Origin of the sequence: Necropsobacter massiliensis, from assembly GCF_000827595.2 — a bacterium.
In the GTDB taxonomy this organism is placed as follows: domain Bacteria; phylum Pseudomonadota; class Gammaproteobacteria; order Enterobacterales; family Pasteurellaceae; genus Necropsobacter; species Necropsobacter massiliensis.
This window is the reverse complement of sequence record NZ_LN776183.1, coordinates 304,588-326,850: the sequence shown is the minus strand read 5'-3', so window position 1 is coordinate 326,850 and position 22,263 is coordinate 304,588. Positions and strand designations below refer to the sequence as shown.

The window sequence follows — 22,263 nt, the reverse complement described above, 5'->3', positions numbered from 1 at the left end:
CGTATTCATTATTTCCGTTGTAAGACACCGAATATTCTCGGCACGCTAAATGAAAGAGGTTAAATTCAGTTAAAAAATCAACCGCTCTTTTCCGCTGTAAACGGTCGCACGCCCCTCGCGGGCAAAACCAATCAGCGTTAACTGACTTTGCTGCGCCATTTTTACCGCCAGATCCGTCGCGGCAGAAATGGCAACAAGCATTTCAATACCGCAGGTGGCGGCTTTTTGTACCATTTCATAACTGGCACGGCTGGTAACTAGTACAAAGCCTGCGGGCGGATTACGCTTAGCATGCCAACCCAGCAGTTTATCCAGCGCCACATGCCGCCCGACATCTTCGCGCACCGCCAGTAGTTCACCGTCCGGAGTAAAAAACGCCGCGGCATGAGTCGCGCCGGTTTGTTTACCGAGCGTCTGCGCGTTATAAAGCCGTTGCAAACAAGCATCTAGCCGATTTAAGTCGAAGCAAAAAGTGCGGTGTAAAATCGGCAAGTTTTTATACACCTGATTTAATTGTTCCGTACCGCAAATACCGCAGCCTGTGCGCCCGGTGAGGGTACGGCGTTTTTCTTTCAACGCAACGAAGCGACGGGTCGCCAGTTCCACCTGCACTTCAATACCGTTGCAGACCGGCTGAACTTCAATGCCGTAAATCTCCGCCGGCGTATCAATGATCTCTTCCGCCAGCGAAAAACCCAGTGCGAAATCCTCCAGATCGTGCGGCGAGCACATCATCACCGTATGCGATATGCCGTTATACACCAATGCCACTGGCACCTCCACCGCCACGGATTCCTTTTTTTGCTGATAATGAAAAGTTGCTTCGGCGTTTTCATATTGTTCTGCACTTGTTAATTTTTTGAAAAAATTAATTGCAATTTCTGTGATCCACATCACGTTTTATCGTCAACTCCATAAAATTAGTTATAGATTATTGTTTAAAAAATAGGTATTCTAGCTCGGATTTTTAGCGCTCAGCGCGCTATACTATCAAATCTATCCGACTACGAAAAAGAATTTACGTCATTTTGTTCGCCGAATACACGAATTTTCGGCAAAAACAACTCTACTACTTACACAAGGAGTGATTATGCAGGTCACAAGAAGAAAATTCTTTAAGATCTGTGCAGGTGGTATGGCAGGAACGTCTGCGGCAATGCTAGGGTTTGCCCCAGCAACGGCACTGGCGGCTCCCCGCGATTACAAACTATTACGCGCCCAAGAAACACGTAATACCTGTACTTATTGCGCGGTAAGCTGCGGTATGCTGATGTACAGCACCGGCAAACCGGCAACCACATTAAGTTCTCATACCGGCACAAATACACGCAGTAAACTGTTCCATATCGAAGGTGATCCGGATCACCCGGTCAGCCGCGGTGCGTTATGTCCGAAAGGTGCTGGCGCGCTGGATTATGTCAACAGCGAAAGCCGCAGCCTCTACCCGGAATACCGCGCACCCGGTTCGGATAAATGGGAACGTATTTCTTGGCAAGATGCAATCAAACGCATTGCGCGTTTAATGAAAGACGACCGCGACGCCAACTTTATTGAGAAAAACGACGCCGGCAATACGGTTAACCGCTGGACTACCACCGGAATTCTGACCGCTTCGGCAATCAGTAATGAGGCGGCATTAATCACCCATAAATGGATTCGCATGCTGGGCATGCTGCCGGTAGGCAACCAAGCGAATACTTGACACGGACCAACGGTAGCAAGTCTTGCTCCATCATTTGGTCGCGGTGCGATGACAAATAACTGGGTTGATATTAAAAACGCCAACCTTATTCTGGTACAGGGCGGTAACGCTGCTGAAGCGCATCCTGTAGGCTTCCGCTGGGCAATTGAAGCGAAGAAAAACGGTGCGAAAATCATCGTGGTCGATCCGCGCTTTAACCGTACAGCCGCGGTGGCGGATTTCTATACCCCGATTCGTTCCGGTTCGGACATTGTGTTCTTAATGGGCGTGGTGAAATATCTGCTGGACAACGATAAAATTCAGCATGAATATGTAAAACATTACACCAACGCATCTTATCTGATCAACGAAGGCTACAAATTTGAAGACGGTTTATTCTCTGGCTTCAATGAAGAAAAAAACAGTTACGATAAATCAAGCTGGTCTTATCAATTAGACGAAAACGGCTATGCCAAACGCGATATGACATTGCAGCATCCGCGCTGTGTGCTGAATATTCTGCGCGAACACGTTGCGCGTTACACACCGAAATTGGTGGAACAAATGTGCGGTGTAAAACAGAAAGATTTCCGTTATATCTGCGAAGAAATCGGCAAAACCGCGGCGCGGGATAAAACCATGACGCATTTATATGCGTTGGGCTTTACCGAGCATTCTATCGGGACGCAAAATATCCGTTCGATGGCGATCATTCAACTCTTGTTGGGGAATATCGGTATGCCGGGCGGCGGAATCAACGCGTTACGCGGTCACTCTAACGTACAGGGTACCACGGATATGGGCTTGCTGCCGACCTCATTACCCGGTTATATGCGTTTACCGAACGATAAAGAAACCTCTTACGAGCAGTATATCGACGCCATTACGCCGAAAGATATTGTGCCGAATCAGGTGAATTACTATCGCAACACCTCAAAATTCTTTGTTAGCTTAATGAAGTCATTCTATGGCGATAAAGCGACTAAAGAAAACGGCTGGGGATTTGATTTCCTGCCGAAATTTGAGCGCGTGTACGATCCGATTACCCACATTCACTTAATGAATGAAGGCAAAATGCACGGCTATATTTGTCAGGGTTTCAACGTGTTAAACTCACTGCCGAATAAAAATAAAACCCTTGCTGGTTTAAGCAAGCTGAAATATTTAATTATTTTAGATCCGTTGCAAACCGAAACCTCAGAATTCTGGAAAAACTTCGGTGAATCCAACGATGTAAACCCGGCAGAAATTCAAACCGAAGTCTTCCGCCTGCCAACTACCTGCTTTGCCGAAGAAGACGGCTCGATTGCCAACTCTGGACGCTGGGCGCAGTGGCACTGGAAAGCCTGTGATCAACCGGGCGAAGCATTGCCGGACGTCGATATTCTGTCTATGCTGCGCGAGGAATTGCTGGAACTCTATCACCGTGAAGGTGGACGCGGATTGGAACCTTTTGAAGCAATGACATGGGATTATATTCAACCGCATTCACCAAGTGCGGAGGAATTATGTAAAGAACTCAACGGCTATGCCTTAGAGGATCTTTATGACGCCAACGGCAACCTGATGTATAAAAAAGGTCAATTGCTCAATGGATTCGCCCACCTGCGCGATGACGGCACAACCTCATCGGGCAACTGGCTCTATGCGGGGCAATGGACTGAAAAAGGCAACCAGACAGCAAATCGGGATAATTCCGATCCGTCCGGTTTGGGTTGTAACATCGGCTGGGGCTTTGCATGGCCGGCAAACCGTCGCGTTCTGTATAACCGCGCCTCTTTAGATATCAACGGCAACCCTTGGGATCCAAAACGTCAGCTGATCAAATGGAACGGTAAAAACTGGAACTGGATGGATGTCGCCGACTACGGTGCAATTCCACCAGGCGCAGATACCGGACCGTTTATTATGTCGGCTGAAGGCGTAGGTCGATTATTTGCGGTGGATAAGATCAATAGCGGACCGTTGCCGGAACATTACGAACCAATAGAAAGCCCGATTGGGACGAATCCGTTGCATCCGAATGTGGTAAGCGATCCGACCACCCGTATCTATCAGCAAGATCGCGAATCTATCGGTTCAAGCAGCGAATTCCCGTATGTGGGAACCTCCTATCGCTTAACCGAGCATTTCCACAGCTGGACGGCACAATCCGCCTTGAATATCATCGCTCAACCGCAGCAATTTGTGGAAATCGGCGAAGAACTGGCGGCAGAAAAAGGTATCGAAAAAGGCGACATGGTAAAAGTGACCTCCAAACGCGGCTACATTAAAGCGGTCGCCGTCGTCACTAAACGGATTAAGGCATTAACCATCAATGGGCAAACCGTCCATCAGATCGGTATGCCGATCCATTGGAATATGAAAGCGTTGAACGGAAAAGGAAACCGCGGTTTCTCTACCAACACGCTGACACCATCATGGGGTGATTCCAATACACAAACACCGGAATATAAAACCTTCTTGGTGAATATTGAAAAAGTGACTGAAACGGTAGGAGGTGCTAAATGACATCATCGGTAATGACTCAGGATATCGTCAAAGTCTCCGCAACCTCAGGCTATACACCGCCGCCCCATGCGCGCGATCACAAGGTTGAAGTGGCAAAACTGATCGATGTCAGCACCTGTATCGGCTGCAAAGCCTGTCAGGTGGGCTGTTCCGAATGGAACGATATTCGCTCGGCCGTCGATGCAAAATGTGTCGGCGTTTATGACAATCCGACCGATCTGAACGCAAAAGCATGGACGGTCATGCGCTTTAATGAAGTGGAAGAAAACGATCGTCTGGAATGGTTAATCCGTAAAGACGGCTGTATGCACTGCACCGAACCGGGCTGTTTAAAATCCTGCCCGGCGCCGGGGGCAATCATCCAGTATGCCAACGGTATTGTGGACTTCCAATCGGACAAATGTATCGGCTGTGGTTATTGTATCGCCGGTTGTCCGTTCAACATTCCACGCATGAACCCTGAAGATAACCGCGTATATAAATGTACGCTCTGTGTGGATCGCGTATCTGTCGGACAAGAACCGGCCTGCGTGAAAACCTGTCCGACCGGTGCAATTCGCTTCGGTTCGAAAGAAGAAATGAAAGTCTATGCCGAAAAACGCATTGCCGATCTTAAATCGCGCGGTTATGAAAACGCGGGACTTTACGATCCAGAAGGCGTGGGCGGCACCCATGTGATGTATGTGCTGCACCACGCCGACAAGCCTGAGCTGTATTCCGGTTTGCCGAAAGATCCGCACATTGATATCAGCGTAACACTGTGGAAAGACGTGCTCAAACCGGTTGCGGCAATAGCCATGGGCGGTCTGGCATTAGCCGAAGTGGCGCACTACCTCACCGTAGGTCCGAATGAAGAGGAAGATGTGGAAGATCACAGCGAACAGTTTGAGGCAGAAGACAGAGGGGAAAAACATGAGTAAATTAAATCTCAGCAATGACACTAAAATTGTACGCCATAAACCGTTGGCGCGGGTAAGTCACTGGTTCCTTGTAATCTGCTTTTTCATGACCATGTTCACCGGCGTGGCGTTCTTCTTCCCGGATTTCGCTTGGTTGCATGAAATTCTCGGTACGCCGCAGCTTGCGCGTGCCGTGCACCCGTTCACCGGCATCATCATGTTTATCTCGTTTATTATTCTTGCCTTTATTTATTGGCATCATAATATTCCCGAGAAAAACGATATTCGCTGGCTGAAAGGCATCAAGCAAGTCTTGCTCGGCAATGAACACGCCGTCGCCTACAACGGTAAATACAACCTCGGGCAGAAAATGCTGTTCTGGACGTTAATCCTCGCCATGTTCACATTACTGACTACCGGGATCATTATGTGGCGTCAATATTTCGCTCATAATTTCCCGATCCCTGTCATCCGCATTGCGATTTTACTCCACTCTGCCAGCGCATTTGCACTGTTTACCGGCATTTTGGTACACATTTATATGGCATTTTGGGTAAAAGGCTCAATTCGCGGTATCGTGGAAGGCTGGGTAACCGTCCGCTGGGCGAAAAAACACCACCCGAAATGGTTCAAAGAAGAAGTGTTGCCTGAACTTGAAAAACAGGCGGACAACACCCAATAACCCTTAAAAGTGCGGTCGAATTTTTATAAATTTATAAAATTTTCACCGCACTTTCTTTCAACAACAAAGATTATTATGGCAATCCGAATTTTACCCGAATCAGAACTGCAAAAGGCAAGCGATTCCTATCAACGCCCTGCATTATTGTTTTCCAATCCGAAAAACCTCTATGCCCGGCGCGTCGAGCGATTAAAGGCGCTGGCTGAAAATCATCCGCTGGCGGATTATCTTCGCTTTGCCGCCAGCGTTGCCGCAGCCCAGCTGAATGTGTTAACGACTCTACCGCTGGCAAAAAATCATCTGGAAAATCAAAAATTAGATCAATATATCCCGCTTAATGCCGCCCATTGGCAGCGAGATCCATACTGGCGCCAAGCACTTCGCGCGTTGCTCACACAGCTGAAAGCTGATGCAAATGACACAGTTAGAGACGTCATTACATACCTTGAACAGGCTTCCGACGATGAATTGGAGCAAATCGCCGATGAGCTGCTGGCACAAAATCTATCCGAGCAACTTGCCGACAAGGCGGTGTTTATCTGGGCGGCGTTATCTCTTTACTGGGTTCAGCTTACCGAGCAAATTCCGCACGGGCATAATCTCGAAAATACGCAGCAGCTGCATCACTGCCCGGTTTGCGGTTCGGCACCGGTATCAAGTTTGGTGCATTTCGGCGCATCACAAGGATTACGCTATCTTCACTGCTCCTTATGTGAAAGCGAATGGAATCTGATGCGCGCGCAATGCACGAACTGCGGACATGACGGTAAAGTGTCTTACTGGACATTAGATAACGAAATGGCGGCGGTGCGGGCAGAAAGCTGCGGTGACTGCAATAGCTATCTAAAAATTCTCTTTCAGGAAAAAGATCACAATGTCGAACCAGTCGCAGATGATTTAGCCGCGATTTTTCTGGATATTGAACTGGAAGAAAAAGGCTTTGCGCGTAGCGGTCAGAATCCGTTCATGTTTGCTGCACAGCAAGCTAAATAAAGTGCGCGATAACCACCATAACCCCATATCCAGCCACAAAAAACACTGTCTCCGGTGACCGATCGGAGACAGCCGCGCCCCGAAACACTCTCCGTTTAGCCCGCTCACACCCGATTTTTTGTTTATTTTCAGTAACAAAGCCTCTATACTTAGTATACCTATAAAGTATGACAGAGAGGAAAACATGACATTTCAGGTAATTGCTTTTGACCTTGACGGCACGTTATTAAACAGTCAGGGACAGATTTTAGCCTCCAGCCAACGCGCTATTCAAAACGCCCGAGAAAAAGGCATCAAAATTATTTTAGTCACCGGTCGTCATCACACCGCCGCTCGCCCTTATCATTATCAACTGGGCTTGGATACCCCGATTATTTGCTGTAACGGCACCTACATTTATGATGCCGAAACCGACAGCATGCCGATTGCCAATCCCCTATCCAAAGCACAGGCGCAGCAGGTTATCGAAGTCGCAGAAAAATACGGCACGCACTTACTCATGTATTCACGAGATGCCATGAACTACCTACAGCTTAATGATCACATGCGAAAATTCAGTCGCTGGGTCGCCAGTTGTCCTGAGGCTGTACGCCCTAAACTTCAGCAGCTACAGGATTTCCGTCAACTATTAGAAAAAGACAATGAAGTTATCTGGAAATTTGTCGTCAGCCACCCAGATCGAAATATTATGGAACAAACCGTTGCCGAACTGCCGCCGGAAAATTTCAGTTGTGAATGGTCTTGGGTGGATCGCGTCGATATCGCCAGAAACGGAAACAGTAAAGGCAGACGTTTGCTTGAACTGCTTAACACATGGCACATTGATCCACAAAACGTCATGGCATTCGGTGATAATCACAACGACACCAGCATGCTAACATCCGTCGGACTCGGCATCGCCATGGGCAACGCCGAACCGGCCGTCAAACAACAATCCACCATAACCACCCTTTCCAATGATGAAGACGGCATCGCAGTAGCATTGGAGGAGTATATTTGATACTAGTAAGGATATAAGCCGTAAGTTATTAAGTCCAAAGACCTTTAACTTACAACCTTATCAAAAAATGGCGGAGGAAGTGAGATTCGAACTCACGGAGGGCGTAAACCCTCGCCGGTTTTCGAAACCGGTGCCTTCGGCCACTCGACCATTCCTCCGTTTTGGTTGTACAAAATATAGTACAGATAACAGAGGGAGTAAATCAAAAAATAATAGTTAGCGCATTAAAAGACGATAATTTATTCGTTTCGGGCGGATTTCAAACAATAGCGCTGAAAAAAGATCTCACTAGTACATTGACTTTTAATAGGTTAGCCATTACTTTATGGCAGAGCGCTTTTATTATTAAACAGGAGATTTTATGCAATCACGAATTATTGTTGACACCAGAGAACAATCGGTTTTAGCAACGAATAAAGTATTACGTAACACTTATTTTCTGCTTGCTTTAACGCTGACTTTCTCCGCCGTTGTCGCATTTGCTGCAATGGCATTAAATCTGCCGCCATTACATTACGGTATTCTATTGGTCGGTTTTTACGGGTTGCTGTTCTTAAATAACGCATTAGCAAACAGCGGATGGGGGATTCTGTCCACATTTGCACTGACCGGATTTCTGGGCTACTCTCTCGGCCCGATATTAAACGCTTATGTCGGTGCAGGATTAGGTGAGCTTATCGTATTTGCGTTAGCCGGTACTGCGGCGGTATTTTTTGCCTGTTCTGCTTATGTGTTAACCACTAAAAAAGATATGTCGTTCCTATCCGGCATGATGTTTACCCTTTTTATCGTGCTAGTCGTCGGAATGATTGCCAGTTTCTTTTTTAATGTGCCGGGATTTTATGTTGCCTTAAGTGCATTATTCATCGTCTTCTCAAGTATGGCTATTTTATATGAAACCAGTAATATCGTGCACGGCGGCGAAACCAATTATATTCGCGCGACGGTCAGTTTGTACGTCTCGCTGTACAATATTTTTGTCAGTTTGTTAAACTTATTGCGTATTTTCGGTAGCGATGATTAATTATCGGTTCAATAGGTAAATTCAGCGCCCCTTTACAGGGGCGTTTCTGTATAATAAAGACATTTGGTATAGTGTAAAAATGATGTTAATCGTAAATAATCGACAACTTGAAACGGATTCGGACGGCTACTTGCTTGATCTGAACCAATGGAATCCCGATGTCACTTTAGCTATCGCCCGGCAGGAAAAGCTGGAGCTAAGCGAGGCTCATTGGGAAGTAATCCATTTTGTACGGGCGTTTTATCAGGAATATAAAACCTCGCCAGCAATCCGCATGTTGGTAAAAGCCATGGCGCAAAAACTGGGTGAGGAAAAAGGAAACAGCCGTTATTTACAGCGTCTTTTTCCGGACGGACCAGCAAAACAAGCGACGAAACTCGCCGGATTACCCAAACCTGCAAAATGTTTATAATTTAAAAATTGATAATCATTATCATTTACAAATATAAAATAACCTTGTATAATGTGCTGGCACTTAATAACTTAATCTTTAAAGGAGAAATTATGTCACGTTTATTAATACTAATTAGTGCCGCACTTTTAACCTTATCCAGCCTGCCCAGCTATGCCAAATTTAAAGTGATTACGACTTTTACCATTATTCAGGATATTGCGCAGAATGTCGCCGGTGATGCAGCGACGGTCGAGTCTATTACAAAACCTGGCGCAGAAATTCATGATTATGAACCAACTCCGAAAGACATTGTAAAAACTCAGTCTGCCGATCTCGTTTTATGGAACGGTTTGAATCTGGAACGCTGGTTTGAGCGCTTTTTCCAGAACGTGCAGGATAAGCCGTCCGTAGTCGTAACCGAAGGGATTACGCCGATTTCAATTTTTGAAGGTCCTTATAAAGACGCACCGAATCCACATGCTTGGATGTCACCGACTAACGCGCTTATCTATATTGAAAACATTAAAAATGCGTTAGTTAAATACGATCCGAAAAATGCGGACACTTATCGCCGTAATGCGGAAAATTATGCACAGAAAATCAAAGCGTTAGATGAACCGTTGCGCAAAAAACTGGCACAAATTCCGCAACAGCAGCGCTGGCTGGCAACCAGTGAAGGCGCATTCAGTTATCTAGCACAGGATTACGGTTTACAGGAAGTCTATTTATGGCCGATTAATGCGGAGCAGCAAGGTACGCCACAACAAGTGCGCCATATGATCGATCTAGTCAAAAAACATCATATTCCGGTAGTATTCAGTGAAAGTACAATTTCTCCGAAACCGGCACAGCAAGTAGCAAAAGAAAGCGGTGCGAAATACGGTGGCGTGCTTTATGTAGATTCCTTATCTAATGCTGAAGGACCGGTACCAACTTACATTGATTTGCTGAACACCACTGTTACCACCATTGTAAAAGGATTTGAAAAATAATGTCGTCTCAAACCCCGGCCTCAATTTACGTTGACAACGTAACGGTACGTTACAACAACGGTCACACTGCTATTTATGATGTATCATTTGAATTGCAGGGCGGCACGACCTGTGCCTTAGTCGGGGTAAACGGCAGTGGAAAATCCACCCTGTTTAAAAGTCTGATGGGATTAATCAAACCGCAGCAAGGCACAATCCAACTGTGCGGGCTGCCTATCGCCAAAGCACTAAAACGGAATATGGTGGCCTATGTCCCGCAAAGCGAAGATGTGGACTGGCAGTTTCCTGTTTCCGTTTATGATGTGGTTATGATGGGGCGCTACGGCTATATGAACTTCCTGCGAATACCGAAAACCGTCGATAAACAGGAAGTTCAGCGCGCCATGCAGCGGGTTGGTATTGAACACTTGGCTGAACGACAAATCGGTGAATTGTCGGGTGGTCAGAAAAAACGCGTTTTTCTTGCCCGCGCGTTGGCACAGCAAAGTCGAATCATTTTACTGGACGAGCCTTTTACCGGCGTCGACGTGCAAACGGAAAACGCAATCATGGAGTTACTGGCACAATTACGCACCGAAGGCTATCTCATTCTGGTTTCCACCCATAATTTGGGCTCCGTGCCGGATTATTGTGATCAGGTCGTCATGATTAACCGCACTGTGTTGGCAAAAGGCAGCACCGAAACCACCTTTACCCAGCAGCACCTTGAATTGGTTTTCGGCGGTGTGCTGCGCAATGTCAAGCTGCTGGGACGCGATTTGCATGATGATGAAGACAGTCGCGCGGTGACGGTATTGACCGATGACGAGTTACCGGCGGTATTTTACGGACAAACTAAAAATGATCCACCCGCACCGATTATCAAAGAACATGCTGTTGTAACAGCGCGCGAAAAAAACCGGCGACCGAAGGAAAACCCTCCATGCTAGCGATTTTACTTGAACCGTTTTCCTATGATTACATGCTAAAAGCGCTGATATTAAGCGCAACCGTGGGTGGCATCTGTGCTTTTTTATCCGCCTATTTAATGCTGAAAGGCTGGTCGCTGATTGGCGATGCGCTATCTCACTCGGTAGTTCCCGGCGTTGCCATTGCCTATTCGCTTGCCCTTCCCTATGCGCTGGGTGCATTTTTTGCCGGAATTTTAGCCGCACTTTCTATTCTGTGGATCAAATCTATCTCGGCATTACGCGAAGACGCTATTATCGGCTTTATCTTTACCACGTTTTTCGCCGTCGGTTTATTGATTATCTCGTTAAACCCGACCTCGGTTAACGTACAGGAAATTATCTTAGGCAATATTCTTGGTATTGCTGATGAAGATATTGTTCAAGTGGCTATCATCATCGCGATCTGCCTGATTTTGCTATTAATGTTCTGGAAAGATCTGTTGCTGGTTTTCTTTGATGAAACTCATGCTGCGTCTGTCGGATTATCGCCGTTTTATTATAAACTGCTCTTTTTTGTTTTACTCAGCGCCTGCGTGGTCGCCGCATTACAAACTGTCGGCGCCATATTAGTGATCGCCATGGTAATCACTCCCGGCGCGACGGCCTATTTATTGACCGATCGCTTTAAAACACTGGTCATTATTGCGGTCTCATTGGGTATCGTAACCAGTGCATTGGGCGTTTATGTCAGCTATTATTTGGACGGCGCCACTGGCGGATTAATTGTCTGTTTTCAGACCGCACTTTTTCTAACAGCGTTCCTGTTTTCGCCGAAATACGGTTTGCTCGCACAAAAACGTGCCGTCGTGCAGGAGGTGCGCCGTGAATAACGTCTTCAACTGGTTTCTTGAACCGTTCAGCTACCCGTTCATGCAAAATGCGCTACTAACCGCGCTTATTGTGGCGGTGATCTGTGCCGTACTGTCTTGCTATTTGATTCTGAAAGGCTGGGCGTTGATGGGCGATGCGGTTTCTCATGCGGTACTTCCCGGCATCGTACTGGCCTACTGGCTCGGTCTGCCGCTTGCCGTCGGGGCGTTCGGTTCTGGTCTGGCTTGTGCGTTGAGTATCGGTTATTTAAAAGAAAATAGCCGCATCAAAGAAGACACCGTAATGGGCATAGTCTTTTCCGGTATGTTTGCATTAGGGTTGGTGCTGTTTACCAAAGTAGATACGGACCAACATCTCATGCACATCTTGTTCGGCAATCTGCTCGGTGTCAGTTCCGCCGAATTATGGCAAACCTTTATTACCGCCGCGCTGATTTTACTGATCATTTTGCTGAAACGACGGGATTTTCTGCTGTATTGTTTTGATCCCAGCCATGCGCGGGTGGCGGGCTTGTCTCCGCGGCTGCTGCATTACGGCTTATTGATATTACTGGCTCTGACGATTATCAGCGCGATGCAGGTGGTCGGCGTAATTTTGGTGGTCGCCATGCTGATTTCCCCGGGAATTACCGCTTACACCCTTAGCAAACGCTTCGATAATATGCTGCTTATCGCCGTCTCGGTGTCAGTGACAACAAGTATTCTGGGTACCATTATCAGCTATCACATTGACGGTGCTACCGGTGCCTGCATTATCCTGTTACAGGCAATTTTCTTTCTGCTTTCATTAGTTTACAGCAAATTGAAACAGCACTAACGGCGTACAGAAAACCCCTCAAATTGCTGTTCGCCGTGATAATCCTGCTCGACAACCCGTTCCACTACAGCAGTTCTCGGCCCTTGTTGCAGAAAGCGACGTAACGCGTCAAGCTGAGATTGCGAACCGATCGCTACAACCTGAACGCTGCCGTCGGATAAATTTCTGACCATGCCGCTCACACCGATTTTAACCGCCTCGCGCCAAGTAAAAAAACGAAAACCGACACCCTGTACCACGCCATAAACCGTAAATTGTTTCTTCAACATAGTTTCCTCCGTCACTTGCCGATACCCGCTCAAATCAGGTAAAAAGTAAAAATTTTTGCTGAAAATGAATTTTCCTATTTCCATTTTTCTTAAATTAGAATAGCATACGGCTAACGCTTTATCGAATAGAGTGCGTTAGAATTAAAAGACATTATTCCCATCATAGAGGAGCAAGTATGAAATTTCGTTTCGCTGCATTGGCTACCGCAGCTTTATTAACCAGCACAGCAAGTTTTGCCGGTGTTGTGAGCAGCTCGTCAAACGTTGATTTTCTGGCTATCGACGGACAAAAAGCAAGCAAGTCATTATTAAAATCGACCAAATCTTTTAATGTTAATGATACTCAGACCCATCAGGTTGTCGTTCGCGTCAGTGAGGTGGTGAAATCCGGTTCCGATCGTTCGTTATTCGAATCCAACCCGGTTGTAGTCACTTTTCAAGGCAGCACGGAAGATATCGTAATCTCCGCTCCCCACATTGAAACCGAACGCGATGCCTCTATGTTCAACCAAAAACCGGAAATTATCATTAAAACCGTTTCCGGCAAAGCAATCGCAAACAAACAGGACGCGTTAAAACAGGAAGGCTTTCTGCCGGGCGCCAATTTAATCGAAAATCTTTCCGAATATAATGCCTCCGGCGCGACAGCTTCCGTGCCTTCATTGGCGACCAGCGCAATTCCTGCCGCCGTACCGGGCTTTTCCAAAGCGCAAAAAGGCAAAGTCGTGGTGCAAGGTGAAAACGTCGCTGAACAACAACTGCAATACTGGTTCCAGCAAGCGGATAAAGACACCCAAGCCCGCTTCCTTGATTGGGCGAAAAAACAAAAATAATTTGTTTTGATGCTTATCTGTTCTGATCTTAAAGTGGGCTTGGTTGCTCACTTTTTTATTATGGAGACGCTATGCAAAGTACAACCCGTCAATTAGCAGCAGCCAAACACATTGCGCTGGTTGCCCATGATCACTGCAAACAGGATCTAATAAACTGGTGCAAAAACAACCGCACTTTATTACACCCGCACCGACTGTACGCCACCGGCACCACCGGCGCTCTTATCAGCAAAGAAACCGGTCTGACCATCACCAATCTGCTTAGCGGACCGATGGGTGGCGACCAACAACTCGGCGGTTTAATCGCTGAACAACGTATTGATTTGCTGATTTTTTCTGGGATCCGATGAATGCCGTACCGCACGACCCGGATGTCAAAGCGCTGATGCGCATTGCAACCGTCTGGAATATCCCGATTGCAATGAATATGGCCAGCGCTGATTTTATCATAAGTTCCCCTTATTTTAACCAGACTATCGATATTCGCATTCCCGACTATGCGGACTATCTAAAAGTGCGGTTAAAATAACCGCACTTTAAGGAGAAAGTATGGCGTTAATATTAAATATTCTGAATTTTATCCTCGGCGGCTTTGCAACCACATTAGGCTGGCTATTTGCGACTTTCGCCAGTGCCATCTTGATTATCACCTTACCTTATACCCGCAGCTGCTGGGAAATCACCAAAATGTCGCTGGTGCCGTTCGGCAACGATATTATTCACGTTAAATACCTTGAACCCACAACGGCGACCGGCAACACGCTCGGTTCCGTACTCAATATTGTCTGGTTCGTATTATTCGGCTGGTGGCTGTGTTTATTGCATATTATGTCGGGTGTCACCCAATGTTTGAGCATTATCGGCATTCCCGTCGGCTTGGCTAACTTTAAATTGGCGGGGATCGCATTGTTTCCCGTTGGTCAGCGCGTGGTGCCGAAAGCACTTGCCGAACTGGCTCGGCAACAAAGTGCGCAGCGACGGCTTGGCAATCAATAATCGCAAGGAAACACATGAATAACTGGCTGAACGCAAAAGTCATTGCAACGATCCCTATTTTTATCGCCGTGAATATCGCGGCGGTAACAGTCTGGTGGTTTGATATTTCCCAACAGAGCATGCCCTTGGTACTGGGGATTATTGCCGGCGGCTTGGTGGATTTGGACAACCGGCTGACCGGGCGGCTGAAAAATATTTTTTTCACCGTAATTGCGTTTTCCATTTCTTCGCTCAGCGTACAGCTCACGCTGGGCAAAAGTGTTGAATTCACGCTATTGATGACAATGTTGACCTTTATTGTCACCATGCTCGGCGCGCTCGGTCAGCGTTACAGCACCATCGCGTTCGGCACATTAGTCATCGCGCTTTATACCACCCTGACTTATTTTCCCGGCACCCTGTGGTATCTCAACCCGCTGCTTATTTTATGCGGCACCTTGCTTTATAGCGCAGTGACTATCGTAGTTTATCTGTTTTTTCCCAATCGTCCGGTACAGGAAAATGTGGCGCATTCTTTTACCGCCCTAGCCGAATATCTAGAAACCAAATCCCAGTTTTTTGATCCGGACGATATTGAACAGCTGGAAAATAAACAAATCCGGCTGGCAATGAAAAACAGTAATTTAATCAATGCGTTTAATGCCTGCCGCACGGCATTGTTTTACCGGATTCGGGGGCAATATCGGCACAGCCGTACCAGTAAAATGATTAAATATTATTTTGCCGCACAGGAAATTCATGAACGCGTCAATTCAAGTCATTTTGATTATCAAATTCTTGCCGAACAATTAAAAAACACCGATCTGATATTCCGCATTCAGCGCCTGCTTGAATTACAGGCACAGGCTTGTCGCGATATTGCCACCGGATTACAACAAACTCGAGCTTATCGTTATGATCCGCGGCTGGAAAAAGCCATTTCCGGCATTCATCAATCGTTAGAACATTACGCGCAATTTAAAACCGTCGAACCGCGTCAGCTAATCGCCATTAAGCATCTAATCAATAATCTACAAGGCGTTGATTGGCAGTTAAAACATCTGGAACAGGAACAAAGCGCCGATAAAGTGCGGTCGGAAAATGCACAGATTCATACGGAACAGATTACCGGATTAAAAAATATCTGGCTTGCTATCCGCAGTCATCTCAGTTTTGATTCACAGTTATTCCGCCACGCCGTCAGATTATCGATCGTCGTGTTTATTTCCTGCGCGATTGTGGAATTTTTTCGACTCGATCGCGGATATTGGATTTTACTTACCGCGGTGTTTGTCTGTCAACCGAATTATTCCGCCACCAAACTGCGCCTGAAACAGCGAATCGTCGGCACTATTTTAGGTGTAATCGTCGGTTCTCTCCTGCCTTATACCCAACCGACGATTGAATTGCAGCTCGGGCTAATCGTCGCCACCAGCGCCCTATTTTTCTTTTTCCGAACCAACAATTACAGCTTCTCCACCTTTTTTATTACCTTGCAAGTGCTGATTAGCTTTGATGTGATTGGTTTCGACATTCACAGCGCACTGTATTCCCGTCTGCTGGACACCTTAATCGGTGCCTTTATCGCTTGGCTCGGTGTTTCTTATTTATGGCCGGACTGGAAATATCTCCAGCTCAATAAAGTGATTCGTCAAGCAATTAAAAGCGACGCGCGCTATTTGTTGTATATCATCAGCCAATTACAGTTTGGCAAAAGCGATAATCTGAAATACCGTATTGCGCGGCGCAAAGCTCACGAATACGCCACTGCCTTGAGTGCGACCTTATCCAATATGAATAATGAGCCGAAACGCTATCGGGATTACCTACAGGAAGGATTTGAACTGCTGAAACTGAACTATTCGCTGCTCAGCTATATTTCCGCACTGGGCGCCTACCGCAATAACATGCAGCACATGCAGCAGGATGTTCGTTTTCTGGCCGAATTTTATCCTATCGCTAAAAAATTAATTTATGCGCTGGAACATATTGAAGAAATGACACCGGAAATATTCCATAAATTACACGACAATATTACCTCTGCTCTCACCCAATTTAATGCCGATCAAAGCGACAATGTCAGCCAGTCGGAATTAAGCATTCCGATTCAGCAACTGAACATGATCAGTGGGATTCTGCCGCCGCTGTATGCCGCATTTCAGCGCAATTCGCACAGCCACAATGCCAAACCGCATCGCTCAGACATCCAGTAATATCAAAATTGCGGCATCGCCGCCCCAGATTTTCGGCGCCTGATGCAGCGCACGCACCCGTGGATGCTGCACCAACCAGCGCGGAATCTGGCGTTTCAGAGTATAAGTGCCATAGCCGGTCATGACGCTTGCACAATAAATATGTTCCTTCTCGCAAGCCTGAATCAGACCGGCCAATTCGATTTTGGCTTGTTCTTTCGTCAGCCCGTGCAAATCAAGAAATATCTGCGGCGAGAAATCACCGCGGCGCAATTGCTTCAGCAAATACGTATCTTCACCTTCTCGCAAATATTTCACCGCACTTTCTTCGTTTAGCAAAGGTTCGTATTCATCGGAAAAAAAGAATAAGGTGTCCTGCGTTTCACGCATGGTGCGAATTTCAGTTTTTTGCTTCAAATTGCGCACCTTAGGTACAACGACACGATTCTGTACCAATGGCTTTGCCCCCTTTACCGCCTCACGAAATAAGGCGATATCTTCATCTTTCAGCATAGTCATCTCTGTTCTCGTTTAAATCGGGCTTAATCATATCACAGTTATATGATATAAATAGCGCCTGAATAACACATCAACAAGTGGGAATATCCATTGAATACGGCAACATTTAACCAACAGCTTATCGAAACGATCAACACAGACCAACCGCAACAGGATCTGCACACCATCAAAGACTTTTTACGCTGGACATACAGCACATTTAACCGTGCCGATATTTATTACGGTCATGGTTACGACAACGCATGGGACGAAGCGCAACAGCTGATCTTCGCAGCATTGCAGGTAGCACCTGATATGCCGCTGGCATTATATGACGCCCGCCTTACTCGCGCGGAAAAAACACAGCTGATCGATTTAGTGATCGCTCGCCTGCAAAAACGCGTGCCCGTAGCATATCTGACCAATAGCGCGTGGTTCTGCGGTCTGGAGTTTTATGTTGACGAGCGCGTTATTATCCCGCGTTCGCCAATTGGCTCACTGATACAAGAACGCTTTGACGGATTACTGAATCAAGCCCCGAGCCGTATTCTTGATCTATGTACCGGTAGCGGATGTATTGCCATTGCCTGTGCGTATCAGTTTCCACAAGCGGAAGTGGATGCGGTGGATCTGTCTGTGGACGCGTTGAATGTGGCGGAAATCAATATCGAACAGCATCAGCTCAGTCACCGCGTATATCCGATTCAATCGGATCTGTTTGCCGATTTAGCCGCGGATAAATACGATTTAATTGTCACCAATCCGCCTTATGTGGATGCACAAGACATCGCCGACATGCCGCAGGAATTTCACTACGAACCTGAAATGGCGCTAGGCTCCGGCAGTGATGGGCTGCATATCACCAGACAAATTTTAGCCTCCGCCGCGGATTATTTGACCGATGACGGTATCCTCATCTGCGAAGTCGGCAACAGCATGATTCATCTGATTGAACAATTCCCGCAAGTTCCCTTTCAGTGGCTTGAACTGAAAAACGGCGGACTTGGCGTTTTCGCGATAAGCCGAGAAATGCTGTCGGCTCATCAAGCCGCATTTAAACAGGCTGTTTGCAAGTATCGTAATCTATCAACATCAGGCTGAGTTATAAACTTAAAACACCATTCGGCTCTGCCGCGAGCAGAGCTTTGTTATGCTGATATATGTCGGCGTTCATCCACACAGTTTTTTTCTAATCTGTTCATTTCTTTCATTTTTTATTCGTTCCGTTTCGTGAAATAAATCACATTTTCTTACCTTATTTTAGCGTATATTGAGGTTCAAGATTTATGACGTTACCGATAGAAGGAGAAACAATGAAACAAGATATCAATCCTAAAATGTTGATCGCAGGCACCATTTCCCTGCTATGCGCCATTATCTTTTTCGGCGGTTTTGCCAAAGATTGGTGGGGCGGTATTTTCGATTTCGGCAAGCTGAGCGGGCAATTTCCGGAATGGTTAAAAACAGCGGGCGGTTCCAGTGCAAAAGGTGGTTTCTTATTTGCCGTCACGCTGATCCCCAGTGTGATGCTGGCGCTCGGCTTCGTTGCAATTTTTGAACATTATGGCGCGCTGATTGCCGCCTCAAAATGGTTAAGCCCGATTTTAAAACCGCTGATGGGTATTCCGGGAATTTGTTCCATTTCATTAATTGCCAGTACACAAAGTACCGATGCTGGAAGTTCAACCACCAAATTGTTATACGACGAAAGAAAAATCAGCCATAAAGAATTGTTGATTTTTTCCGCCTTTCAATTTAGTGCCGGTGCATTATTAACCAACTTTCTGGCTTCTTTCGCGCCATTATTGCAAGTCAGCGATCAATTTGGACAGATCGCACCGGTATCTATCGCAATGTGTTTAGGTATTATTTTTGTTTTCAAAATTTTCGGTGCCAACCTGATGCGTTTATATGTGAAAAAATTTGTTAAAGAGAACGAGGAAACCCTATGAGCGGCAACGAAACCAAATTAGTCACCGACATCTTCGTCGAAGGCGCCAGAAAAGGCTGGAATATTGCCATTCACAGCACGATTCCGAACGTATTAATGGCATTTGTGATCATTTATATTCTCAACACCTCGGGATTATTAAAATTTATCGGCGAATATATCGGCTTTATTATGGCGCCGCTAGGGCTGCCAGGCGAATCCATCGCAGTATTTCTCGCCGCCTTTTTAAGCTGGGGCGGTGCGGCCGGCGTACTGGTCGCGTTGGTGCAGGAAGGCACTTTAAATGCACAGCACATCGCCATTCTGTTGCCGGGAATGGCGCTGGTCGGATCCACTGTACAATATATGGGGCGCGTGCTGGGCGTTTTAGGCGTTGCGGGAAAACATTATCCCGCACTATTCGGTATTTGCCTGATAAACGCTTATCTGGCGATGTTATTAATGCGCTTTTTAGTTTAAATCGGGAGAAGATATTATGCAAAATGCACAACTGGACACCTTTCTCGCAGAATTAAAAGAATTAACCGACATCGAAAGCCCGACAGCCTCCATTGAAGGCGTAAATCGGGTTGCCGACTGGTTCATCCGCAAAGCCGACAAACTGGGATTAGCACATCGAAAAATCCCACTAAATCCCGGTAAAGTAGCGGACAGCTTGCTGATCAGCAATAATCCGGATGCGGCACAATTCGATATTTTGTTTATCGCCCATATGGATACGGTTTTCCCCGTCGGCACGCAACAAGACGTGCCGTTCAAACGACAGGGCGAACGGATTAACGCGTTAGGCGCAATCGATGATAAATCCGGCGCATTACTGACCTTCTATATTTTACAGGAACTGGATTTAAGCCGATATAATATCGCCGTTTATCTTAATTCCCACGAAGAAATCGGTTCCTTGTATGCAAAAGAAAGTATTCGTCAATATGCGCGTAAATCCCGCTATTGTTTCGTCATGGAACCGGCGCGCGAAGATGGTTCCATGGTGGCAACCAGAAAAGGCGTGATGACCTATGACATCGAATTTCACGGTGTGGCGGCACACGCCGGAAACAGCCCGGAAAAAGGGCGCTCGGCACTAGTTGAGGCGGCAAACTTTGTTGTCGAATTCGCCAAGCTCAATGACTTTGACGCCGGACATACATTTAATTGCGTTATCACAAACGGCGGCAGCGCGCATAACGTCATTGCGGATTTTGCAGCACTGACCATCGAAATGCGCTACAAACAGCAAAGCTCAATCGATTATTTCCATCAGCATTTAAACCGCGTGCTGGAAAACCCGTTTGTCCGTGGCGTCAGTGCGAAAAAAACCTTAATCAACGACGAATCGCCTATGATTGATGAGGTGAATCTGCCGAATATAAAAGCGATTTTTGCTCAGGCGGGAAGCGAATTACACATGCCGATCCGCTGGGTGGATGCCGGCGGGCTCAGCGACGGTAATATCGCAGCCTCGGCCGGTTGCCCGACTATTGACGGGCTCGGACCGACCGGCGGCAATATGCATGCTAAAACAGAATATCTGGAAATAGCTTCCGTGGTACCGAAATGCAATCTGTTACTAAACGTTATCAACAAACTGTTTGCCGCATAATACCCTAAAATAATGCCCGGACGTTGCAACGCGCCGGGCAAAAAGTGCGGTGTTTTTTCGCAGTGTTTTTTGAGCCGCCACACGGCCGGGCGCAGTACCAAATGCCCGTTAAACAAACACTTGCTGGACTAAAAACATATACAATCCGGTGCCGACTAGCATGGAAAGAAACATGTTCTTTTTCCAAAAATGCAGCAACAGCACCACAATGCCAGCGATAAAATCCGGTGCGCCGTGATAATCCGAGGCAAGGTCGATATTTTTATAACAATATATCACCAGCATACCGAACATTGCGGCGGGCAATACTTTGCCTAAATAACGAATATATTCCGGAATCGGACGGTTCGCCGGAAAAACCCAAAACGGTAGCAAACGGGATAACTGCACTGCCAAAACCGCCACACCAATGGTCATAATCTGTTCGGTTAAGCTCATTTAATCCTCCGCTTTTGTCAGTTTCGTTGCCAATTTAGGGCGGCGCAGCGTCAAAATGCCCCAAATCCCAACTAAGGTCGGAATTAAAAAATGTTCTTTGCCAACCACAATCAAACAAATCAGTGCAAGCCCCAGTCCAAGCAGCGAACTTTCGTGATTTTTTTCTTTCATCCAGTTTTCGGCAAAAATAATCAGAAATAACGCAGTCATGGCAAACTCTACTCCTTTCAAATCAAGCGGTAAAATTTCACCGAATATATTGCCTAAACCAGCGCCGAGAATCCAATAACATTGCAGATACAAGGTGACGAAAAACATATACCACCCTTTGTCCAGCGACGGTGGAATTTTCGCCATATAATTCAACGAAAAACTTTCATCTACCAAGGCGCTGATTAAATACCAACGCTTTTTACCAAGATGCGCACCATATTTTTCCAACATGGAAATGCCGTAGAAAATTTGTCGCCCGCTGACCATTAAGGTAATCAAAAAAATATGCAGCGGTGCAAACGGCACCACCAGCGCCCCCGCCACAATAAACTCCACGGAACCGGCATAAATTAACGCCGCCATTAACAGCGGATACCACACGCCGAAGCCCAGCGCTTTCATGTATAATCCGTAAGCGATCCCCAAAAACAGAAAACCGATCATCATCGGCGCGGAATAAGGAAACGCCGCTTTTGCCGCCGCCCGGATCGAACCGGCATGTTTTACCTCTGACATACAAC

General features: G+C 46.6%; 23 protein-coding genes, 1 tRNA gene and 1 pseudogene. 19 read left to right on the top strand and 6 right to left on the bottom strand.

The annotated features are described in order from the left end of the window. Nucleotides 1–69 precede the first annotated feature (69 nt). Nucleotides 70–894 (bottom strand): formate dehydrogenase accessory sulfurtransferase FdhD, encoded by an 825-nt coding sequence (fdhD, locus tag BN3349_RS05420; RefSeq protein ID WP_370738131.1) that lies wholly within the window; start codon nt 892–894, stop codon nt 70–72. A gap of 196 nt (nt 895–1,090) precedes the next feature. Between fdhD and fdnG the strand changes: the two genes are divergently transcribed. The 5 genes from fdnG to BN3349_RS05390 all read left to right on the top strand — a co-directional run bounded on the left by fdnG (nt 1,091) and on the right by BN3349_RS05390 (nt 7,766). Next, nucleotides 1,091–4,192: a formate dehydrogenase-N subunit alpha gene (gene fdnG / locus BN3349_RS05410; protein ID WP_143933744.1), complete on the top strand. Its 3,102-nt coding sequence runs from the start codon at nt 1,091–1,093 to the stop codon at nt 4,190–4,192. Beyond that, nucleotides 4,189–5,112, top strand: a complete 924-nt coding sequence (fdxH, locus tag BN3349_RS05405; RefSeq protein WP_032108938.1) for a formate dehydrogenase subunit beta — start codon at nt 4,189–4,191, stop codon at nt 5,110–5,112. The genes fdnG and fdxH overlap by 4 nt, the downstream gene beginning before the upstream one ends. Next, complete coding sequence (locus BN3349_RS05400) at nt 5,105–5,773, top strand: formate dehydrogenase subunit gamma (RefSeq protein ID WP_040976328.1); 669 nt, start codon at nt 5,105–5,107, stop codon at nt 5,771–5,773. Before fdxH ends, BN3349_RS05400 begins: the two co-directional genes overlap by 8 nt. Before the next feature lie 75 nt (nt 5,774–5,848). Then, a complete protein-coding gene (fdhE, locus tag BN3349_RS05395) occupies nt 5,849–6,766 on the top strand; it encodes a formate dehydrogenase accessory protein FdhE (protein ID WP_040976327.1) in 918 nt (305 codons plus the stop codon). Nucleotides 6,767–6,950: 184 nt separating this feature from the next. Next, nucleotides 6,951–7,766: a pyridoxal phosphatase gene (locus BN3349_RS05390; RefSeq protein ID WP_040976326.1), complete on the top strand. Its 816-nt coding sequence runs from the start codon at nt 6,951–6,953 to the stop codon at nt 7,764–7,766. Nucleotides 7,767–7,834: 68 nt separating this feature from the next. Here the strand turns inward: BN3349_RS05390 and BN3349_RS05385 are convergent. Beyond that, a tRNA-Ser gene (locus BN3349_RS05385) sits at nt 7,835–7,924 on the bottom strand. 203 nt (nt 7,925–8,127) lie between these two features. Here BN3349_RS05385 and BN3349_RS05380 point away from each other — a divergent pair. The 6 genes from BN3349_RS05380 (at nt 8,128) to BN3349_RS05355 (ending at nt 12,773) form a co-directional block, all read left to right on the top strand. After that, complete coding sequence (locus BN3349_RS05380; protein WP_040976325.1) at nt 8,128–8,790, top strand: Bax inhibitor-1/YccA family protein; 663 nt, start codon at nt 8,128–8,130, stop codon at nt 8,788–8,790. Between the two features lie 82 nt (nt 8,791–8,872). Continuing rightward, nucleotides 8,873–9,202 carry a TusE/DsrC/DsvC family sulfur relay protein gene (locus tag BN3349_RS05375; RefSeq protein WP_040976505.1) on the top strand — a complete coding sequence of 110 codons (330 nt, stop codon included), beginning with the start codon at nt 8,873–8,875 and terminating at the stop codon, nt 9,200–9,202. Nucleotides 9,203–9,294: 92 nt separating this feature from the next. After that, nucleotides 9,295–10,176: a metal ABC transporter substrate-binding protein gene (locus BN3349_RS05370; RefSeq protein WP_040976324.1), complete on the top strand. Its 882-nt coding sequence runs from the start codon at nt 9,295–9,297 to the stop codon at nt 10,174–10,176. Further along, entirely contained in the window at nt 10,176–11,105 is a 930-nt protein-coding gene (locus tag BN3349_RS05365; RefSeq protein ID WP_040976323.1) for a metal ABC transporter ATP-binding protein, read from the top strand. Before BN3349_RS05370 ends, BN3349_RS05365 begins: the two co-directional genes overlap by 1 nt. Next, nucleotides 11,099–11,956, top strand: a complete 858-nt coding sequence (locus BN3349_RS05360) for a metal ABC transporter permease (protein WP_040976322.1) — start codon at nt 11,099–11,101, stop codon at nt 11,954–11,956. The genes BN3349_RS05365 and BN3349_RS05360 overlap by 7 nt, the downstream gene beginning before the upstream one ends. 40 nt (nt 11,957–11,996) lie before the next feature. Next, on the top strand, nt 11,997–12,773 hold the full coding sequence (locus tag BN3349_RS05355) for a metal ABC transporter permease (protein ID WP_370738136.1): 777 nt from the start codon (nt 11,997–11,999) through the stop codon (nt 12,771–12,773). Here the strand turns inward: BN3349_RS05355 and BN3349_RS05350 are convergent. After that, nucleotides 12,770–13,042 carry an acylphosphatase gene (locus BN3349_RS05350; protein ID WP_040976320.1) on the bottom strand — a complete coding sequence of 91 codons (273 nt, stop codon included), beginning with the start codon at nt 13,040–13,042 and terminating at the stop codon, nt 12,770–12,772. The genes BN3349_RS05355 and BN3349_RS05350 overlap by 4 nt on opposite strands. Nucleotides 13,043–13,218: 176 nt before the next feature. On the opposite strand from BN3349_RS05350, the gene BN3349_RS05345 reads away from it, so the two are divergent. The 4 genes and pseudogenes from BN3349_RS05345 to yccS all read left to right on the top strand — a co-directional run bounded on the left by BN3349_RS05345 (nt 13,219) and on the right by yccS (nt 17,063). Next, complete coding sequence (locus BN3349_RS05345) at nt 13,219–13,875, top strand: curli polymerization inhibitor CsgI-related protein (RefSeq protein ID WP_040976319.1); 657 nt, start codon at nt 13,219–13,221, stop codon at nt 13,873–13,875. 71 nt (nt 13,876–13,946) lie between these two features. After that, nucleotides 13,947–14,404: pseudogene (gene mgsA, locus BN3349_RS05340) on the top strand (methylglyoxal synthase). A gap of 20 nt (nt 14,405–14,424) precedes the next feature. After that, nucleotides 14,425–14,871: a YccF domain-containing protein gene (locus tag BN3349_RS05335; protein ID WP_040976318.1), complete on the top strand. Its 447-nt coding sequence runs from the start codon at nt 14,425–14,427 to the stop codon at nt 14,869–14,871. Between the two features lie 14 nt (nt 14,872–14,885). Then, a complete protein-coding gene (gene yccS / locus BN3349_RS05330; protein ID WP_040976317.1) occupies nt 14,886–17,063 on the top strand; it encodes a YccS family putative transporter in 2,178 nt (725 codons plus the stop codon). On the opposite strand, the gene smrB is transcribed toward yccS, so the two are convergent. Next, nucleotides 17,049–17,555, bottom strand: a complete 507-nt coding sequence (gene smrB, locus BN3349_RS05325) for an endonuclease SmrB (RefSeq protein WP_040976504.1) — start codon at nt 17,553–17,555, stop codon at nt 17,049–17,051. The two genes, yccS and smrB, sit on opposite strands and share 15 nt — an antisense overlap. Before the next feature lie 96 nt (nt 17,556–17,651). On the opposite strand from smrB, the gene prmB reads away from it, so the two are divergent. The 4 genes from prmB to BN3349_RS05305 all read left to right on the top strand — a co-directional run bounded on the left by prmB (nt 17,652) and on the right by BN3349_RS05305 (nt 21,091). Next, on the top strand, nt 17,652–18,641 hold the full coding sequence (prmB, locus tag BN3349_RS05320) for a 50S ribosomal protein L3 N(5)-glutamine methyltransferase (RefSeq protein ID WP_048736322.1): 990 nt from the start codon (nt 17,652–17,654) through the stop codon (nt 18,639–18,641). A gap of 212 nt (nt 18,642–18,853) precedes the next feature. After that, a complete protein-coding gene (locus tag BN3349_RS05315) occupies nt 18,854–19,492 on the top strand; it encodes a nucleoside recognition domain-containing protein (RefSeq protein ID WP_040976316.1) in 639 nt (212 codons plus the stop codon). Continuing rightward, on the top strand, nt 19,489–19,950 hold the full coding sequence (locus BN3349_RS05310; protein WP_040976315.1) for a YjiG family protein: 462 nt from the start codon (nt 19,489–19,491) through the stop codon (nt 19,948–19,950). The genes BN3349_RS05315 and BN3349_RS05310 overlap by 4 nt, the downstream gene beginning before the upstream one ends. A 16-nt stretch (nt 19,951–19,966) precedes the next feature. Beyond that, nucleotides 19,967–21,091 (top strand): M20/M25/M40 family metallo-hydrolase, encoded by a 1,125-nt coding sequence (locus BN3349_RS05305; RefSeq protein WP_040976314.1) that lies wholly within the window; start codon nt 19,967–19,969, stop codon nt 21,089–21,091. A 108-nt stretch (nt 21,092–21,199) separates the two neighbouring features. Here BN3349_RS05305 and BN3349_RS05300 read toward each other — a convergent pair whose 3' ends face one another. Beyond that, the gene (locus tag BN3349_RS05300; protein ID WP_040976313.1) at nt 21,200–21,529 is read right to left on the bottom strand and encodes a branched-chain amino acid transporter permease; all 330 of its coding nucleotides are present in this window, start codon (nt 21,527–21,529) and stop codon (nt 21,200–21,202) included. Then, a complete protein-coding gene (azlC, locus tag BN3349_RS05295; RefSeq protein WP_040976312.1) occupies nt 21,530–22,258 on the bottom strand; it encodes an azaleucine resistance protein AzlC in 729 nt (242 codons plus the stop codon). Between the last annotated feature and the right edge of the window lie 5 nt (nt 22,259–22,263).

What these genes read in the sequence shown, in the direction of transcription:
- BN3349_RS05315 (WP_040976316.1), top strand. Translation starts at nt 18,854, where the DNA reads ATGAAACAAGATATCAATCCTAAAATGTTGATCGCAGGCACCATTTCC.
- BN3349_RS05390 (WP_040976326.1), top strand. Translation starts at nt 6,951, where the DNA reads ATGACATTTCAGGTAATTGCTTTTGACCTTGACGGCACGTTATTAAAC.
- BN3349_RS05380 (WP_040976325.1), top strand. Translation starts at nt 8,128, where the DNA reads ATGCAATCACGAATTATTGTTGACACCAGAGAACAATCGGTTTTAGCA.
- azlC (WP_040976312.1), bottom strand. Translation starts at nt 22,258, where the DNA reads ATGTCAGAGGTAAAACATGCCGGTTCGATCCGGGCGGCGGCAAAAGCG.
- BN3349_RS05345 (WP_040976319.1), top strand. Translation starts at nt 13,219, where the DNA reads ATGAAATTTCGTTTCGCTGCATTGGCTACCGCAGCTTTATTAACCAGC.
- fdhE (WP_040976327.1), top strand. Translation starts at nt 5,849, where the DNA reads ATGGCAATCCGAATTTTACCCGAATCAGAACTGCAAAAGGCAAGCGAT.
- yccS (WP_040976317.1), top strand. Translation starts at nt 14,886, where the DNA reads ATGAATAACTGGCTGAACGCAAAAGTCATTGCAACGATCCCTATTTTT.
- fdhD (WP_370738131.1), bottom strand. Translation starts at nt 894, where the DNA reads ATGTGGATCACAGAAATTGCAATTAATTTTTTCAAAAAATTAACAAGT.
- BN3349_RS05365 (WP_040976323.1), top strand. Translation starts at nt 10,176, where the DNA reads ATGTCGTCTCAAACCCCGGCCTCAATTTACGTTGACAACGTAACGGTA.
- BN3349_RS05370 (WP_040976324.1), top strand. Translation starts at nt 9,295, where the DNA reads ATGTCACGTTTATTAATACTAATTAGTGCCGCACTTTTAACCTTATCC.
- smrB (WP_040976504.1), bottom strand. Translation starts at nt 17,555, where the DNA reads ATGCTGAAAGATGAAGATATCGCCTTATTTCGTGAGGCGGTAAAGGGG.
- BN3349_RS05400 (WP_040976328.1), top strand. Translation starts at nt 5,105, where the DNA reads ATGAGTAAATTAAATCTCAGCAATGACACTAAAATTGTACGCCATAAA.
- BN3349_RS05300 (WP_040976313.1), bottom strand. Translation starts at nt 21,529, where the DNA reads ATGAGCTTAACCGAACAGATTATGACCATTGGTGTGGCGGTTTTGGCA.
- BN3349_RS05305 (WP_040976314.1), top strand. Translation starts at nt 19,967, where the DNA reads ATGCAAAATGCACAACTGGACACCTTTCTCGCAGAATTAAAAGAATTA.
- BN3349_RS05375 (WP_040976505.1), top strand. Translation starts at nt 8,873, where the DNA reads ATGTTAATCGTAAATAATCGACAACTTGAAACGGATTCGGACGGCTAC.
- BN3349_RS05350 (WP_040976320.1), bottom strand. Translation starts at nt 13,042, where the DNA reads ATGTTGAAGAAACAATTTACGGTTTATGGCGTGGTACAGGGTGTCGGT.
- BN3349_RS05335 (WP_040976318.1), top strand. Translation starts at nt 14,425, where the DNA reads ATGGCGTTAATATTAAATATTCTGAATTTTATCCTCGGCGGCTTTGCA.
- BN3349_RS05310 (WP_040976315.1), top strand. Translation starts at nt 19,489, where the DNA reads ATGAGCGGCAACGAAACCAAATTAGTCACCGACATCTTCGTCGAAGGC.
- BN3349_RS05355 (WP_370738136.1), top strand. Translation starts at nt 11,997, where the DNA reads ATGCAAAATGCGCTACTAACCGCGCTTATTGTGGCGGTGATCTGTGCC.
- fdxH (WP_032108938.1), top strand. Translation starts at nt 4,189, where the DNA reads ATGACATCATCGGTAATGACTCAGGATATCGTCAAAGTCTCCGCAACC.
- BN3349_RS05360 (WP_040976322.1), top strand. Translation starts at nt 11,099, where the DNA reads ATGCTAGCGATTTTACTTGAACCGTTTTCCTATGATTACATGCTAAAA.